General features: G+C 40.8%; 15 protein-coding genes and 1 tRNA gene. 4 read left to right on the top strand and 12 right to left on the bottom strand.

All coding sequences use genetic code 11. The features are described 5' to 3' along the window. Nucleotides 1-44 precede the first annotated feature (44 nt). A complete protein-coding gene (trmB, locus tag NOS7524_RS07175; RefSeq protein WP_015137813.1) occupies nucleotides 45-692 on the top strand; it encodes a tRNA (guanosine(46)-N7)-methyltransferase TrmB in 648 nt (215 codons plus the stop codon). 10 nt (nucleotides 693-702) lie between these two features. Here trmB and NOS7524_RS07170 read toward each other — a convergent pair whose 3' ends face one another. The 3 genes from NOS7524_RS07170 to NOS7524_RS07160 all read right to left on the bottom strand — a co-directional run bounded on the left by NOS7524_RS07170 (nucleotide 703) and on the right by NOS7524_RS07160 (nucleotide 3,002). After that, entirely contained in the window at nucleotides 703-1,083 is a 381-nt protein-coding gene (locus NOS7524_RS07170; protein WP_015137812.1) for a DUF423 domain-containing protein, read from the bottom strand. Between the two features lie 31 nt (nucleotides 1,084-1,114). Continuing rightward, nucleotides 1,115-1,603 (bottom strand): hypothetical protein, encoded by a 489-nt coding sequence (locus NOS7524_RS07165; protein ID WP_015137811.1) that lies wholly within the window; start codon nucleotides 1,601-1,603, stop codon nucleotides 1,115-1,117. A gap of 166 nt (nucleotides 1,604-1,769) precedes the next feature. Then, nucleotides 1,770-3,002 carry an FG-GAP repeat domain-containing protein gene (locus NOS7524_RS07160; RefSeq protein ID WP_015137810.1) on the bottom strand — a complete coding sequence of 411 codons (1,233 nt, stop codon included), beginning with the start codon at nucleotides 3,000-3,002 and terminating at the stop codon, nucleotides 1,770-1,772. Nucleotides 3,003-3,728: 726 nt separating this feature from the next. Between NOS7524_RS07160 and NOS7524_RS07155 the strand changes: the two genes are divergently transcribed. From NOS7524_RS07155 to NOS7524_RS07145, 3 genes are all read left to right on the top strand, one after another. Then, a complete protein-coding gene (locus NOS7524_RS07155; RefSeq protein WP_015137809.1) occupies nucleotides 3,729-5,045 on the top strand; it encodes an aminopeptidase P N-terminal domain-containing protein in 1,317 nt (438 codons plus the stop codon). A gap of 144 nt (nucleotides 5,046-5,189) precedes the next feature. Then, nucleotides 5,190-6,716, top strand: a complete 1,527-nt coding sequence (locus NOS7524_RS07150) for a TRAP transporter substrate-binding protein (RefSeq protein WP_015137808.1) — start codon at nucleotides 5,190-5,192, stop codon at nucleotides 6,714-6,716. Between the two features lie 90 nt (nucleotides 6,717-6,806). Then, nucleotides 6,807-7,019 (top strand): helix-turn-helix domain-containing protein, encoded by a 213-nt coding sequence (locus NOS7524_RS07145; RefSeq protein WP_235622407.1) that lies wholly within the window; start codon nucleotides 6,807-6,809, stop codon nucleotides 7,017-7,019. Between the two features lie 48 nt (nucleotides 7,020-7,067). On the opposite strand, the gene ftsH2 is transcribed toward NOS7524_RS07145, so the two are convergent. The 9 genes from ftsH2 to NOS7524_RS07100 all read right to left on the bottom strand — a co-directional run bounded on the left by ftsH2 (nucleotide 7,068) and on the right by NOS7524_RS07100 (nucleotide 16,664). Continuing rightward, nucleotides 7,068-8,954, bottom strand: a complete 1,887-nt coding sequence (gene ftsH2 / locus NOS7524_RS07140; RefSeq protein ID WP_015137807.1) for an ATP-dependent zinc metalloprotease FtsH2 — start codon at nucleotides 8,952-8,954, stop codon at nucleotides 7,068-7,070. 287 nt (nucleotides 8,955-9,241) lie between these two features. Then, on the bottom strand, nucleotides 9,242-9,736 hold the full coding sequence (locus tag NOS7524_RS07135) for a hypothetical protein (RefSeq protein ID WP_015137806.1): 495 nt from the start codon (nucleotides 9,734-9,736) through the stop codon (nucleotides 9,242-9,244). A 325-nt stretch (nucleotides 9,737-10,061) separates the two neighbouring features. Next, the gene (gene gltX / locus NOS7524_RS07130) at nucleotides 10,062-11,501 is read right to left on the bottom strand and encodes a glutamate--tRNA ligase (RefSeq protein ID WP_015137805.1); all 1,440 of its coding nucleotides are present in this window, start codon (nucleotides 11,499-11,501) and stop codon (nucleotides 10,062-10,064) included. A gap of 139 nt (nucleotides 11,502-11,640) precedes the next feature. After that, nucleotides 11,641-11,714, bottom strand: a tRNA-Asp gene (locus NOS7524_RS07125). Between the two features lie 78 nt (nucleotides 11,715-11,792). Beyond that, a complete protein-coding gene (locus NOS7524_RS07120; RefSeq protein ID WP_041555610.1) occupies nucleotides 11,793-13,337 on the bottom strand; it encodes a serine/threonine protein kinase in 1,545 nt (514 codons plus the stop codon). A gap of 48 nt (nucleotides 13,338-13,385) precedes the next feature. Beyond that, entirely contained in the window at nucleotides 13,386-14,990 is a 1,605-nt protein-coding gene (locus NOS7524_RS07115; RefSeq protein ID WP_015137803.1) for a serine/threonine protein kinase, read from the bottom strand. Between the two features lie 252 nt (nucleotides 14,991-15,242). Then, the gene (locus NOS7524_RS07110) at nucleotides 15,243-15,767 is read right to left on the bottom strand and encodes an IS630 family transposase (protein WP_015137802.1); all 525 of its coding nucleotides are present in this window, start codon (nucleotides 15,765-15,767) and stop codon (nucleotides 15,243-15,245) included. Nucleotides 15,768-15,814: 47 nt separating this feature from the next. Then, nucleotides 15,815-16,189, bottom strand: coding sequence for a helix-turn-helix domain-containing protein (locus tag NOS7524_RS07105; RefSeq protein WP_171815355.1), 375 nt, complete (start codon nucleotides 16,187-16,189; stop codon nucleotides 15,815-15,817). Between the two features lie 124 nt (nucleotides 16,190-16,313). Beyond that, nucleotides 16,314-16,664 (bottom strand): four helix bundle protein, encoded by a 351-nt coding sequence (locus NOS7524_RS07100; protein WP_015137800.1) that lies wholly within the window; start codon nucleotides 16,662-16,664, stop codon nucleotides 16,314-16,316. Between the last annotated feature and the right edge of the window lie 2 nt (nucleotides 16,665-16,666).

Here is a 16,666-nt window from a genome sequence, read left to right as displayed (position 1 = left end):
CTTAATTAAGTTTTCAATATTGTGATTTCAAGGAGTATCTAAATTTGGCAGTTATCCGCGTCCGTCAACACGTTAATCCATTGGCTCAAAAGTATCAAAAACCAGTTACTTCCATAGAGTGGGAGAAAATCTATACTAATATTAACCAGCCACTTAATTTAGATATAGGCTGTGCTAGAGGAAGATTTGTGTTGCAAATGGCGCAGGTAGAACCAAACTGGAATTTCCTCGGTTTAGAAATTCGTGAACCTCTGGTAGTAGAAGCGAATAGGTTAGGTTCTGAGTTGGGTTTAACGAATCTCCATTATGTATTTTGCAATGCGAATAACTCTTTGCAATTATTGTTATCTTCTCTTCCACCAGGGATTTTACAGCGTGTAACAATTCAGTTTCCTGATCCTTGGTTTAAAACTCGCCATGCTAAACGTCGTGTAGTACAACCAGAATTAGTCGCAGATTTGGCTAATTATTTAGCTGTTGGGGGAGTTGTATTTTTGCAATCAGATATGGAATTTCTAGCGGTAGAAATGTGCGATCGCTTTGCTGCTAACTCAGCATTTCACAGAGTTGGTACAGGAGAATGGCTAGCAGAAAACCCACTCCCAGTAGGCACAGAAAGAGAAGCCGCCACTCAAAAAAAAGGTGAACCTGTTTATCGGGCTTTGTTTGAAAAAGTGGGGAGTGGGGATTAGGGATTGGGCATTAAAACTTCAAATGCCAAGCGGCGATCGCTAAAGCACCCCAGCCTAAAAGAAAGGCGACACCACCCAAGGGGGTGATTGCACCCAGGATTTTAATTCCTGTGAGGCTGAGGGCGTATAAACTGCCGGAAAAAATAGCGATACCGACGATAAAAAGCCAGCCACTAGCTATTAAAGTGGTTGGCGGGGATGGGATGCGACTCATTAAGATGGCTACTAGCAACAAAGCTAGAGCATGATACATTTGGTAGCGAGCGCCTACTTCAAAAATTTCTAGCGATCGCTCACTGATTTTTTCCCGCAGTGCATGGGAAGCGAAAGCACCGGCGGCAACTGACAAACCGCCTAAGATGGCAGCTAGGCTTATGAAAATCTGTGTCACGTCGCTTCGCTCCGAATTCAGAATTCAAAATTTAGACATCAAAATGATATGATACAGACCCTTCCTCACTGACTTTAAAATTTGCATTGAATTCTTTAGCTTTATTATCTAAATATTGTCTGGCTACGGTTGCAGGTAGTTGTGACTGCATAGCAAAACCTAAAACTGTAATCCTACCTTGATTTTCTATAATCATTTGATAAAAAGTAGATTGTAGGCGATCGCTTAGTTGTTGCTGAAGAGCTTTCTTATCATTTTTGCTCTGCACGTACAATCCCCAAGCCAGCCATGAACCTAAAATCATGGTGGGCAAACCAAAAATTAGACCTTGTGTAGCGGTAGCATTTAATAGAGATGCTCTTTCTTTATTGATATATTCCTGTACCAACTCCTCATTTTCACCTGTGGAAATTGGTTGGAACATAGTGTTTCTTTCCACCACAGCAGAGACAGATGCTGTTAGAAACGTGAATCCGAGTGTTAATAACCACCCCGCAGCCAGCTTTTCAGCAGTCTTCATAATTTCACTTCAGATTGAAACCTTGTCTGTGATTTTAACCTCACTGTCTGGAAAATTGGGAGTGGAGAGTGGGGGTTTAGGGGTGTAAGGGTGTAGGGGGGAGAGGAGAAGTCAGAGAAATCTTTTCCCTATTCCCCATTCCCTATTCCCTACTCCCCTATAATTATCAGCCTGTGTACCACTCTGGAGTTAATTGACTTTCAGCAGCAACAGAAGCCTCACTTGCTAAGGTTCCATCCATTGTCCAAACTTTATCTGTACCTGTTTGTTGATCACGCCAGTAAACATCTGTCTTGCCATCACCGTTGTAATCACCGAGGAATGGCTTCAAACCAGGAGCATTGCTTGGTAAGAAAGCTTCACTTTCAATAGCAGTACCATTCATTAACCAAGCAGTGGTTTCGCCAGTGGTTTCATTGTGCCAGAAGAGATCGGTTCTGCCATCACCATTGAAGTCAGCAACTTTAGCTGTCCAGCCAGCACCGAGTGTATTGACAGCGCCTTCAGTAACGAAGATACCATTCATTGTCCAAATTTTATTCTCACCGGTGACAGTGTTACGCCAGAGAATATCAGTGGTGAAGTTGCCATCGAAATCACCCAGGGTGTAACTCCAAGAAGTGTCTTGTGCTTGGAGAGAATACTTGGTGGCTTGGGAACCATCCATAAACCAGACGCTGTTTTCGCCAGTGGTGCTATCGCGCCAGAAGATATCACTCTTACCGTTACCATCGAAGTCAACGATAGTAGCAGTCAAACCGGGAGTTGTGGTTTCGAGAAGGTTGGCACTGGTGACTGTTGTACCATCCATAGTCCAAATAGCGTTTTGGCCTGTGGTGGCATTATTCCAGAAGATATCGGTTCTGCGATCGCCGTTGAAATCACCAATGCTAGCGTTCCAACCTGCATCAACTCTGTCTAGATAGGCAAAGCTAGCGACGTTGGTGCCATCCATCAGTGCAATAGCATTTTCACCTGTGGCGTTATTACGCAACAAGAAATCGGTTTTATTATCACTGTTGAAATCAGCGATGTCATAACTCCAGGTAGATAAGTCGTATTGACCTAGAGAAGCCTGTTGTAAAGTTGTTGCACCATCCATCAGGCGAATTAAAATCTCACCTGTTTGAACATTAATCCAAACTCTATCAACTTTACCGTCACCGTTAAAGTCAGGTGAGACGGCGGCGCTAGTTATATAAGGATTGGGGTTTGGGTTCTGGCTACCAGTCAGTGGTGGCAGCAAATTTAACGGTGAAGAAGAGGAGCTGTTTGTTGTGAATGATAAGCTCTCAAAATCAGATTTACCTTGAGGAATTGCTAACAATCTTGCTGAAGCTGCCAAAGAATTTTCAAACAAATCATTTACTTGATTGGAACCGCTACTTCCGCTAGGCATAGTGTGTTTTTATGATTGGTGTGATTAAAGTTTTAACTCCTTATGTGGGTTAAATTCTGTTTCTAAATAACATTTTCTTTGAAAAAATATTTTCGTTTTAAGACATTATTTTTTTATAAAAATTATGCTTTAAACACATCTTGGTAACTACATAATTATGATGATTTCTTGATTATTGTTTGACAGTGAATATATAGTTATATGTCAGCATTTACCAACAAATACAGATGATTTGTATCTGAAGACAATAAGCATTGTCTCTGGCTAGATATCCAGGTTTTGATGAGCGAAGGACTTTATAACAGCCAAATTATCCATTTACAGCTTCAATCATGTTTATACAAATCAAATTGAAAAAATGATTATTTTATCGAATATTTTTTGGCTGTATACTAAATGTTATAAATAAACAGACAAGAGAAAATCTCTAAATTAGATAATATAGAATTTTCTGTATAATATGAACACCAAAAACTTCAATTATTTAATTGCAGAATTGTATACAGAATTTATAATGTTTAACTATTATTTTTTTGGCTCAATGTTGTGTCTCATAAATCACTAACCAGCCATAAAATCTGACTCAGATACCATAATCAGGTTGCACAATCATTATCTGTGCTGAAGGTGGAATCAAGATTGGCTAGAATAACTTAACAATCAGCAACTATCATCTGTAGTGGCTGGCAGTGTAAAAATATACTTAAATTCACCAATAGATTAGCTATGCAATTAGAATATCGGCAGCGTCGTGAGCAGTTAATGGCAAAAATTGGTAATGGAACTGCGATTTTGCGGAGTGCGCCAATGGCAGTAATGCACAACGATGTCGAATACACATATCGTCAAGATAGTGATTTTTTCTACCTGACTGGTTTTAATGAACCGCAAGCGGTGGCTGTGTTAGCACCTCATCATGCAGAACATCGTTTTGTGTTGTTTGTCCAACCCAAGGAAAGAGAAAAAGAAGTTTGGACTGGTTATCGCTGTGGGGTAGATGCAGCCAAAGAACTTTATGGTGCAGATGAGGCTTACCCAATTAGCGAATTGGATGAGAAGTTACCCCAGTATTTAGAAAAAGCCGATCGCATTTACTATCATTTAGGACGCGATCGCGCGTTTAATGAAAAAATCCTTAATCATTACCAGAGTTTACTACGGACTTATCCCCGGCGGGGAACAGGGCCAATTGCCATCGAAGATACCAGCACTGTGCTGCACAGCATGAGGCTGATCAAAAGCGAAACTGAATTAGACATGATGCGTCAAGCAGCTGCGATCGCAATTGAAGCACATAATCATGCAATGGCGATCGCTAAACCGGGACGTTACGAGTACGAAATTCAAGCGGAGATGGAACGCATCTTTCGCTTGCGGGGCGGAATGGGGCCGGCTTATCCTTCGATTGTGGCTTCTGGTGTGAATGCTTGTGTGCTGCACTACATTGAAAATAACCGCCAGATGCAGGAGCAAGACTTACTGTTAATTGATGCGGGTTGTGCCTATGGTTATTACAATTCTGATATTACTCGGACATTTCCTGTAGGCGGTAAATTTACGCCAGAACAAAAGACATTATATGAGATTGTCTTAGAAGCACAGAAACAGGCGATCGCGCAAGTACAACCTGGTAATACTTTTAACTCAGTTCATGATGCTGCCGTGCGTGTCCTGACAGAAGGTATGGTAGAACTGGGTATCCTCAAAGGCGAAGTGGATCAACTAATTGAGGAAGAGAAATACAAACCATACTATATGCACCGCACCAGTCACTGGTTAGGTTTAGATGTGCATGATGTGGGTGTTTATCAACACGGTGAAGATAAACCGCAGGTTTTGCAACCAGGCCAAGTGTTGACGGTAGAACCGGGAATTTATATTGTCCCAGATACGAAACTGGCGGAAGAACAACCAGAAACTGATCCGCGTTGGGTGGGTATTGGGATTCGCATTGAGGATGATGTGTTAGTCACAGCCACAGGACGTGAAGTGTTAACGGCTGGTGTTCCTAAAGCGGTGGATGAAGTGGAGAGAATTAGTTAGGCTCAACTAAACCTGCATCAGCAGGTTTAGTTTTAACAAAGTTGATCTGCGAGGCTATAACGGATTGATTACGCTTATTTGATTTTATTTGCTATAACTGTAGATATACTTAAGAAATATTACTTAATTGAAAATATACTCAGGATGCTAGGGGAATTAGTCGAAGTTGTTACAAAGCTTTTTGAGTTTAGCGATCGCCTCAAGCAAGCTGAAGATAACAAGCGTCAACGTATTGAAAATTACTTTCGCAGCATTGAACAGTGTCTACGTGACAGTGCTGAACAACTAAAAAAAAATGAAATTCCCCACGACAAATGGGCAGAACTGCAAGTCTATGCAGAGGAATTACCCAAGACTATTATTGACGAAATTGGCGAAGACAAAGCACAAGAGATATGTCGTCTCTTGAAAATAACCGCCAGCACTACGCCAGCCGATGCTAGTTATATCCAATCCATAGAAGCTGCGGCTGGCAAATTTAAGGGCTTAGTCGTAACAATTACTACAGGACACAAACCACCAGATAGTAAACCAGCAAAACCGCCTACGCAACCGTTATCCTTTCCCGGTTTTAGCCGCCGTAATTTCATGTGGACAAGTTTAGGGACAACGGCGGGACTAACGGCGGGTTGGTTGGCGCGTCAAAATGTCAGTATGCCCACTGTGAACTGGAAAATGGTGAGTGTTTTCAAGTCAAATCCCACGCAACTAATTCTTTCTGAAGTGCCTCAAATCATCAGTGAGCGTATCAAAAATATCACTAATGGTCACTTTCGTATTGATATAGATACCACCACACAAATACAAACAGAGGAAATATTAAAAAAGGTTCATGATGGTACTTTTCACTGTGGTTATAGTGGCATTTACTATAACGATAATAGATATAAAGTGCTGTTTTTTGGGTGTGCCATTCCTTTTGGTTTAACGCCTCAAGAACAAAGTGCTTGGCTACTTTATAAACAAAGTCCTAGTGATGAATTCACCCTTATCCAAAGAATTTATGCAGAAAAATTAAACTTAAACGTGATTCCTTTTCCTGTAGCAGCCACTGGTGGACAAATGGGAGGATGGTTTAAACAAGAGGTGAATTCTGTAGCTGATTTTAACGGATTAACTATGCGTATTCCCGGTTTGGGAGGAGAGGTTTTAAGAAAATATTTTGGGTTGACAATCGATAAAGATTTACCCGGTGGGGCAATTCCCATTGATAAAATAGTCGTAGCACTTGATCAAGGTAAAATCCAGGCTGCGGAATGGATTGGTCCTTATGATGACTGGCAATTAGGATTGCAGAATGTAGCAAAATACTATTATTATCCTGGTTGGTGGGAACCCAGCACAACATTTGATATGTTGGTGAATAAAACAGCGTGGCAACAACTACCACTGAATTATAAAGACATATTCAAAGCTGTTTGTTTAGAAACTTATACCAAAATATTAGCTAAGTACGATAACAGTAATAGTCAACAACTGCAAGAACTACGCAAATTGGAAAAATTGGGTAGGATTAAATTAGTCAGGTTTAGTGATCCGATTCTGCAAGAAGCTGAAAATAAAACCAATGAACTCTTAAAAATATATTCTTCAAATGCGGTATTTAAGGAAATTTATGAAGAATGGAACAGCTTTAAAACTAGAATCAGAGATTGGTCTAATCTCCATTAACTAATACCGATTTAAAAAATGTTTGCGACAGATACCCCTTGTCGCATTCTTTTTTCAAAGTGGTATAAGATACATCTCAATGCGAATATTTTGAATACCAAGGTGCAGCAGTGTCAACAGAACTGCGATCGCAATGGTAATGCTGATGTAGTTGAACTCGATTTACCCAAAGGACAACTAGCTGCACTCTTAGGCACAATTCCCGAAACGCTCTCTCGCGCCTTTTATAAACTGTCTCAAGAAGGAATCATTGAGATGAACGGTACAAAAATTCGCTTGTGTAATCAGTCACTTAAGCATTAAAAAAGGCAGGAAACCTCCTGCCTTCTATCGTCTAACTTTTTCAGCTAATTATAACTGTGGTACATACTGAGCTTTTTCCGGTACTTCGGTGTACTCAGCTACAATTTGGCGGAATTCATCACCGTCAATGGTTTCTTTCTCAATTAGCAGATCCACTAAGCGATCTGTAACGGTGCGATGTTCCCGCATAATCTTTTTCGCGGTGTCGTAGCATTCTTCTACAATTGTCCGCACTTGAGAATCAATGCGAGCCGCAATTGATTCGGAATAGTCTGATCTGCTCATCCAGTCACGACCTAAGAATACTTCCCCTTGTTGGCTTTCCAAGGACAGAGGGCCTAAATCAGACATCCCGAACCGTGTCACCATTTGGCGTGCCATGCCGGTTACTTGCTGTAAGTCACCGCCTGCACCGGTGGTAACTTCCGCCGCACCGAAAATTACATCTTCGGCTGCACGTCCACCCAAAGCACCTGTGATTCTGGCTTTGAGTTGGGAACGGGAGATTAAACCTTGTTCTTCGTTGGGGGTAAACCAAGTCAAACCTTGGGCTTGTCCCCGTGGGATGAGGGTGACTTTCTGTACTGGATCATGGTCTTTTAATAAAGTCCCTACCAAGGCGTGTCCAACTTCATGGTAAGCAATCAAGCGTTTGCTCTTGCTGTCTACAAGAGGTGTACCTTCCATCCCAGCTACCACCCGGTCTACTGCGTCATCAATTTCGCCGAGGGTGATGGCTTCTTTGCGTCTTCTCGCGGTGAGAATGGCGGCTTCGTTGAGTAGGTTAGCTAAATCTGCACCGGTGAATCCTGGTGTGCGACGAGCGATCGCTTCTAAGGATACACTGGGGTCAAGTTTCTTATTGCGAGCATGAACTTGCAGAATTTCCAAGCGTCCTTTGATGTCTGGTGCATCAACTGTGACTTGTCTATCAAAGCGACCGGGACGTAACAATGCTGCGTCTAATACGTCGGGACGGTTGGTAGCGGCAATAATAATGATGCCGGTGTTACCTTCAAAACCATCCATCTCAGTAAGTAACTGGTTGAGGGTTTGTTCTCTCTCGTCGTTACCACCACCGATACCTGCACCCCGTTGTCTACCTACCGCGTCAATTTCATCGATGAAGATGATACAGGGAGCATTGTCTTTAGCTTTTTTGAACAAGTCGCGGACACGGGAAGCACCCACACCTACGAACATTTCCACAAACTCAGAACCGGAAATACTGAAGAATGGCACACCAGCTTCCCCAGCGATCGCTTTTGCTAGTAAGGTTTTACCAGTTCCCGGAGGGCCAACCAACAGCACACCTTTAGGAATACGTGCGCCTACAGCTGTAAATCTTTCTGGCTGCTTTAAGAAGGTGACGACTTCTTGTAATTCTTCTTTAGCTTCTTCAATACCTGCTACATCGTCAAACTTCACCCCAGTTTTGGCTTCCATCTGAAACCGCGCTTTGGATTTACCAAAGTTCATGGCTTGCCCAGGGCCGCCAGGGATGTTGTTAGAACGACGGAACAAAAAGAACAATCCAGTAATCAATAAAATTGGAAAGATCAGATTACCTAACAATCCCCAGATAGCGCCATCATTCCGGACTGGATGGGCATCAAAACTAACGTGTTTTTCTTTAAGCTTGCTAATTAACTCAGGAGCGTTAACTGGCAAATCTACCCGCCAACGTTGGATGCGATTTTCGATATCTTGGTCAACGGCTTCGACAATTGCTGTTCTACCGCCTTCATAGAGATCTACATTATTAACGCGACCAGCATCTAAGTATTCCAGAAAGCGACCATAGGTCATGCGGGTGTTAGCTGCATTCCTAGTCATGTCGGCAGGATTCCCTGCAAATGTTCCTTGCCAGAAGAAAAAGCCAATTACCAAAGCTGGCAATGTCCAGAGTACGAGGACTCTCCAAGAGAATTTCATTTTAATTTGCCTCTAGATGCCACTACGATTAGTTATTTCTAGCAACGGTCGTCACTAGATAGTTGTACAACGGATGTTTATTAATCCATTTTGTTTAATTTGATATCTGATCACGCATCGCCATAAATCTCAGATGCTGATAAGAATCTTAATTAAATTTAACTTAATTCTAATACAACATGGTGATTGTGGGAGAAGGCAGGGGCTGGGAAGGAGCAGAGGAGCAGGGGAGCAGGGGAGAAAAACTATTGCCTATTGCCTATTGCCTATTGCCTAATAATTATTGCCTACTTAACTTCTGTCACTTGCAGCGTATAAGGAAAATATTTACCTTTTTGGTAGGAACCTACCCAAACTTGGTAATCTCCTGGTAGCCATTCGCCAACTATGCCGGGATTTTTGCCATCTAAATCGTCGTTACACCAAGTACCGCCAGGGCCTTTGACTATGATGGTGGTGTCTTGTGGAGCTTGTACTTGCAATTTCAGGTAGTCAAATTTACTGGTAAGTTTGATGGTGTGGTCTGGTGTTTCATCCACGAATCCGTTACAGGGGCCAGTGGGTGTTTCGATTCTGCCGGCAATTTGCTTTCCTGCTACTGAGCCTCCACTCATACCCCTAACTCTCAGGGGGTCTGGAGAAAATTTGCGGCTGATAGTGATATCTCCAAATATCGGTGGCGTTTCTTGAGCGTTACTTCCATGCGGAAGTGCCGATATAACACCAAGCGTAACTATCATTAAAGATAATCTAATTCCTCTATTTAGCGTTGTTTTCGACATTGTATTTATATACTTTCTCAGTATTGGGGTTGACATGAATTTTACTGAATAAGTTCCCCCAATGAGAGAATTTGACTATGCAATTTTAGATTTTTGATGAAGGAATATTCATGAGTACATGAGCGGTATTTTGCTGTAACTTTGGCTGGTTTTCCTGATATGGAAACACACACAGATGTGTGTCCCCAAATCTAAAAATTTGCTAAAGCTTTAACTGTCTTTTGGGCAAGTTGCTTGATTGCCAATTGGGTAGCTAGTAGGGTGCGTCAGTCAGAGACTTCCTTAACGTACCGAGAAATTACTCATACTGACGCACCCTTGTATATTAAGAGGCGATCGCCTGATTTAAGCGTGGTTTATCTAAACCAATATGATTCAGGAGTAACCAAGATTGGATGAGGTCGGGGCCGTGTACGTCTCCAGTTAGGGCAGCTCGCAGCGATCGCATGACTAAGCCTTTCTTAACGTTTTGACCTTTCACCACTTGTTTAATGATGTCTTGGGCAACCGTCTCTGTGAGTTGGGATTGACTATCTAAGGCGGTGATAATTCCTTGGAGAACAGCACTAGAGCCTTCTTGCTGCAATTGTTGGCTACCCTCGGCGCTCGCTTCGACTGTATCGTGGAAAAACATTTGGCTCATGGCCACAGCATCTGTTAACCGAGTCATACTAGGAGCAATTAAAGTTACCAATTGCTCTAACCAAGCACGTTCTCTACCACTATCAAATTTATACCCAGCTTCTTGCCAATAAGGAATGATTAAATCTGTTAGCTGATCTATGGGCATACTGTGGAGATACTGACTATTCAACCAATCCAGTTTTGCCCAGTCAAATTTTGCCCCAGCTTTATTGACGCGCTCAAAACTAAACTCTTTGGCGGCTGCTGCTAAGGTAAATATTTCTTGTGTAGAATCTGGTGGCGACCAACCTAGTAAGGTCATGTAGTTAACCAAAGCTTCGGCTGTAAAGCCCATTCGCTGAAAGTCGGAGATGGATGTCACCCCATCCCGTTTGGAGAGTTTGCGCCCATCCATATTTAAAATCAAGGGTGCATGAGCAAATTCTGGGGTTTTGGCTGCAAAAGCTTCATACAGGAGAATCTGCTTGGCTGTGTTGGCGATGTGGTCTTCTCCCCGGATGACATGAGTAATTTGCATATCCATGTCATCAATGACAACCACAAAGTTGTACAGAGGTTGGCCACTTCCCGATTCTGAGGCACGGGCAATGACCATATCACCGCCTAAATCACTGCCGCGCCACACCATTCTGCCCCTTACTAGGTCATTCCAGACGATTTCTCTGTCATCGTCAATTTTAAAGCGGATGACGAAACTGCGTCCTTGGGCTTGAAATTCCGCTTCTTGTTCTGGGGTGAGGTGGCGGTGGCGGTTGTCGTAACGGGGGGCTTCTCCCTTGGCTTTTTGGGCTTCCCGCAGTGCTTCTAATTCTTCGGGTGTGGTGTAGCAGCGATAGGCTAAACCTTGGTCTAGCAGTTGTTGTACTGCTTTTTGGTACATATCTAAGCGTTGGGATTGGAAAAATGGCCCTTCATCCCAATTAAGTCCCAACCAACGCAACCCCGTCATAATATTTTCTGTATATTCGGGGCGCGATCGCTCTAGGTCTGTGTCCTCAATTCGTAGAATAAATGTGCCGCCGTGGTGACGGGCAAATAACCAGTTAAAAACAGCCGTCCTGGCTGTGCCAATATGTAAATTACCCGTTGGGCTGGGTGCAATTCTGACTCTAACAGTCACGGTAGTTCTCTCTTTCGCAAGGCATGAATAAATATAACAAGTGCTGAGTATAGAGTCATGCTTGGTGAGTGAGGACATTAACTCTACAATCAAGACTCTTAACTGAATCAACTCAGCACTTGTTAGTTATAATTCTGAACGGGACTGACGGGGCTCGAACCCGCAACTTCCGCCGTGACAGGGCGGTGCTCTAACCAATTGAACTACAGTCCCTTAATTGGCAACTTCCCTATTATGACTAACTCCACAGGATTTGTCAACCTCAGATAGCAGTTTTTTAGAATTTTTTTTTCAAGTTCCTGGCTTTTGGTTCAAACGGGCTGAGGCGACGATTTGCGACATTGATGCTATCTGCTGGAGGATTTGTGACTGCATTTGCTTATACTGCTGCTTGAGCAGATTTTTACTCGACTGCGGTTGATTGGTTGGTGGTAGTTTTCGGCTTTGTTCTACCCAAATCTTCAACTTTTGTCGTTGGCTAGGATCAATGTCACTTCTGAGAACTTGGGTGCAAGTATGGGGTGGTTCTAGGGTAAAGCAAATGAGCGGATAACTTTCATTGTCGGCTAGGGATGTTACCAGCAGCCGATTATGGGTATTTTGCATATCTATGTAACATGGTAGCCACTTGGGTTCTAGTTCTTGATTATGAAGTAGTGTCACCCATAGGAGCATGGGATGGGGTGATGTGACAAAGATAAATCGGTTGTGTAACTTAGAATTTAAACGCTTCCGAATTTCTGTGGCTGGTAACATTAGCCAGAGTGTAGCCGCACTTCCTTGGGGAGTATTGATTAAATAAGGGAAAACAATTTCTTGTTTGGGTTTATCTTGTGGCCAGATAAATTGTTGATAATTTTTTTCTATAGCTAGAAGTAACTGGGAACCTGTGGCAATTTTGGGGGTAGTTATAGGAGTTAATGTTGTTGGTACATTGGCACATCGCGACTGTTCTATACTGTCTAAAACTTCGAGAATTTCTGCCATTGTTTGAGGGCGATCGCTGGCTTTTTTTGCCAGACAAGCCATAATTAAGTTGTTGAGTTGTGGCGGTAGTTTTAATTGGGGCTTAACATCTGTAATATTTCTGGGTGCTTCAAAGTGATGCGCTCTATACCAAGCACCAAATAAATCGGTTTCTGGTTGCCAAGGTTTAGCTCCGGTGAGCATTTCAAACATCATTACACCCAAGCTATAAATATCAGAGCGACTATCTAATTTTTCTCCTTCTAATTGCTCTGGAGAGCAGTAGGGTAAAGTACCATGAAACCCTTTGTTGGTACTCAATGTAGCTGCATAATTTAAAAATTTAGCTATGCCAAAATCGAGAACTTTGACTAACTGTCCTAATATGGGATCGGGAACAACTAATATATTGGCTGGTTTAATATCTCGATGTACTAGGGGGTAAATCTTACCATCAATTTGAATACCTTCATGAGCGCACTTTAAACCCAAACATATCTGGCGTGCCAAAGTTAAAAATTTCGGTAATGGCAGGGGAATTAAATCTTTTAAACTTTTACCATTGAGATATTCCATCACATAAAAAGGTTTACCTGTTTCACTCACACCATAATCATAGGCTCTGACAATATGTAAGCTTTTTTGACTTAAGGCTGCACTCATCAGTGCTTCACGAGCGAAGTCTTTGCGAATTTTGGCATCAGATACAGTTTGTGTGAGAAATTTGATTGCAACTGGTGTTCCTCCTAGTAAAACATCTGTGGCTAAAAAAACTTCCCCCATCCCACCGCTACCAATTAATTGTTGCAGTTGATAACGATTGGCGATTAATCCTGTACTTTGTGGAGATACAAATGCACTTTGATTCACTTTTATGACCTCTAATATCGCCATTTGTTAAACATTCAAATATATCCGTTATTTATGTTTGAATAAGTGGAGAAAATTTTCAAATAATTTAGATAACCAATTTTTAAATTCTAGTTTCGCTATTTGATTGTGATCGGCAAATTTTTTCATAATCTCTAGTTTGATTTTTTCATATTCTACTTTGAGAATCGTTTTAGCTTCCTGAGATGACATATCTTCATTTACATCTGTAGATTGATTGATATTCAACCAATCTACAAGCTGCTGGCGTTGTTTAGCAGTGAGGGTTAAGGTGAGAACATGAGTGCAATTAACAGGTTCTTCTATGGCAAAAAACAGGAGATGATAGTATCCTGTATCTGCTAAAACTCTGGCAATTTTTTGACCTTTAATTTCTGTTAAGTCTACAAAAGAAGATAACCAGCGAATTAGGGATAGTTGGGTATCATATAGCACTGTCACCCACAGAATCATCGGGTAAACAGTGATTTTATTAATAAACTCTGTACTATGATTTTTATTTAAAAACTTGGCAATTTCTTGTTTCGGTAACATTGCCCAATAAGTGGGAATTACACCTTGAGTAGTGTGTAATAAGTGGGGAAATCCTATTGAACCTACTGGTTTATTTTTTGGCCAAGTTTTTTGTAAACATTCTTTTTCTGAGATAGAAGTTACTGGTACTAACTGCACTGTAGGTAATGTTTCCCAAACATCATGATGAATATTAGTAGTAGGAGCCTCTATTTTGGTTTTAATTTGTTCTAATGCTTGTAATATTTGGTTAATATTTTGTGGGCGATCGCCTACTTCTTTAGCCAAACATTTCATCACTAACTGTTGTAATTCCTGGGGAATTTTTAATTGAGTATCAACTTCTGTAAATGTAGGTGGAGTTTGAAAGCGATGGGCTTGATACCAGCTACCAAAAGAGTTAGTTGGTGTTTGAAATGGATGTTTTGCAGTTAACATTTCAAACATTAAAACTCCCAAACTATAGATATCAGAACGGATATCAAGTAGTTTGCGTCCTTCCATATGTTCTGGAGAACAGTAAGGTAAACTGCCAATGAAAGAATCTGTCAGTGTCATCCCACTGCGTTCTGTTAAAAATTTGGCGATACCAAAGTCAAGGATTTTAACAATTTCATTTTGTTTAGTATCTGCGATAATAAATATATTTTCTGGTTTAATATCTCTATGTAAAATAGGATAAATTTCACCTTTGAGGCTAATACCTTGGTGAGCGCATTCTAAGCCTAAACAAATTTGATAAGAAATATCTAAAAATCTCTCGATGGTTAATGGTTGAAGTTTGAGAATCTGCTTTAAGTTTTTACCTTGAAGATACTCCATTACATAAAATGGAGTTTTGTCTTCTGTCAGTCCATAACTCAACAAGCGCACAATATTTTTACTTTTCCGTCCCAATTGAGCGCCAATAAAAATTTCTCTAGCGAAGCGTTGGGATAATTGTTGATTTGCTAAACTGAGCATGAGAATTTTTAATGCAACTTGTTTACCACCTTTAGCTGCATCTTCTGCTAAGTAAACTCGTCCCATGCCACCTTTACCAATCAAATCTATTATTAAATAGCGATTGTTTAAAAATTTTCCAATATAAACATCTGGTTCGGTTTTGGAATTGACCATATTTGGAAATTTTACGCTATCAAATAACTGTTAAATCCTGTAAGGCTTTAATTTACTTAGAAATAATTAGGCAATGTGAAAAGTTCTAGACAACTATTTAGCTTTTCATCAATATTATGTAACATATTGATGAAGCAAAAGATATGAGGAAATTTACGTAATCCCTAAATTAACTAAATCAGTTTTTACAATCAATTACGTAAAATTACTGTTATAGCAGGTGACAGGTGACAGGTAACAGGTGATACCAATTCACGAAAAGCCTGATACAAATAAAGCATCAAGAATAAAATCCCAACCTGTGATAGAAGCAACAACTGATGTGTTTAATTGTTCCAATCGCTTCCAGATAAATTCTCTTAATTCATCTAAATTTGAGAAGCTTTCCCAAGTTAGATGCCTTTTAACTTCTTCCCACAATCTTTCTATTGGATTAACTTGAGGTGTATGTGGAGGTTGAAATAACAAAACTATGTTTTCTGGTATTTTCAGATGCTGACTTAAATGAAAAGCCCCATTGTCTAACTGAAGAATATGAATATCTTGAGCATAAGTCTGGGAAAATTTTTCTAAAAAAATATTGAAACAGGCTGTATTCAAATGAGAGAATTCCCAGATAAAATACTCTCCAGTTAAGGGTTCCACTAATCCATATAAGTAAAAATTATCCCGCTTCCATTGCATAATGCCGATGGGCTTGACTCCTTTTTTAGTAATTAGTCTCCCAGCTTCAGTCTTCAATCCCACACGGCTTTCGTCCCCACACCAATATCTCATTGTTTTTTGCCTATCTACTGGTGCTATGACGTGTTTTTTTATTACTTCTAGGTATTGTGGCAGTTTTTTTTAAATTCTGATTCTGCTTCGCTATCGTATTTAATACCTACTGCTCGCGGCACTTTTAGCTTTGCTTTCATTTGATAGCGCACTGTATCATGTACTACTTTATATGATGCTTCTATCCCTTCTACTGCTTTTAACCATGTTCGGATTTCCTCATAACTTTTGAATCCCTCCGATTCTTGAAGCTCTTTGTCTAGCTGCTCTCTTACTTGTAAGCTAATTATTGCAGGTCGCCCTGGACTCTTTAGAGTTGTTAATAGACCCTTGATTCCCGACTCTTGATAATTTTTTAACCATCTTTGTACCGTTACCCTTGCCCTTCCTACTACCACCGCTACATCTTGTATTGTTTTCACTTGTCCTATTTTCAGCAAATACAAAGCTTGAATCCGGTTCTTGGCAACTTTTGGTGATCTTAGCCGGGGGAAGGCAGAGGGCAGAGGGCAGAAGGCAGAAGTCGGAAGAGTAGAAGTAATAATTTCAACCCTTGAGTTTGTTTAAAGTAGCAACTAATATACTTTGCATTTCCTCAACTTCATTTAATACGGGAGTGAAAAGGTCTTTATCAGCTAAATCTACTTCTTTGGCAATGATTAATTGCGTATCAAGTTCTCTCAAAGAACCTAGCGCAATATGTAAAAACTGGATATATTCTGGTTTGGAACGCCTACCATAGCCTTCAGCTATATTAGACGCTACAGATACGGATGAACGGCGTATTTGACTAGTTAAACCGTACAATTCTGACTGAGGAAATAGGCGGGTAAATTTATAACAATTGATAGCAAGTTGAACTGCCCTTTGCCAGATAAACTGATTTCTATAACTCATAT

Source organism: Nostoc sp. PCC 7524 (assembly GCF_000316645.1).
Lineage (GTDB): Bacteria > Cyanobacteriota > Cyanobacteriia > Cyanobacteriales > Nostocaceae > Trichormus.
Note: the sequence above shows the minus strand (reverse complement) of the source record. Positions and strands in the feature narration are given on the sequence as shown.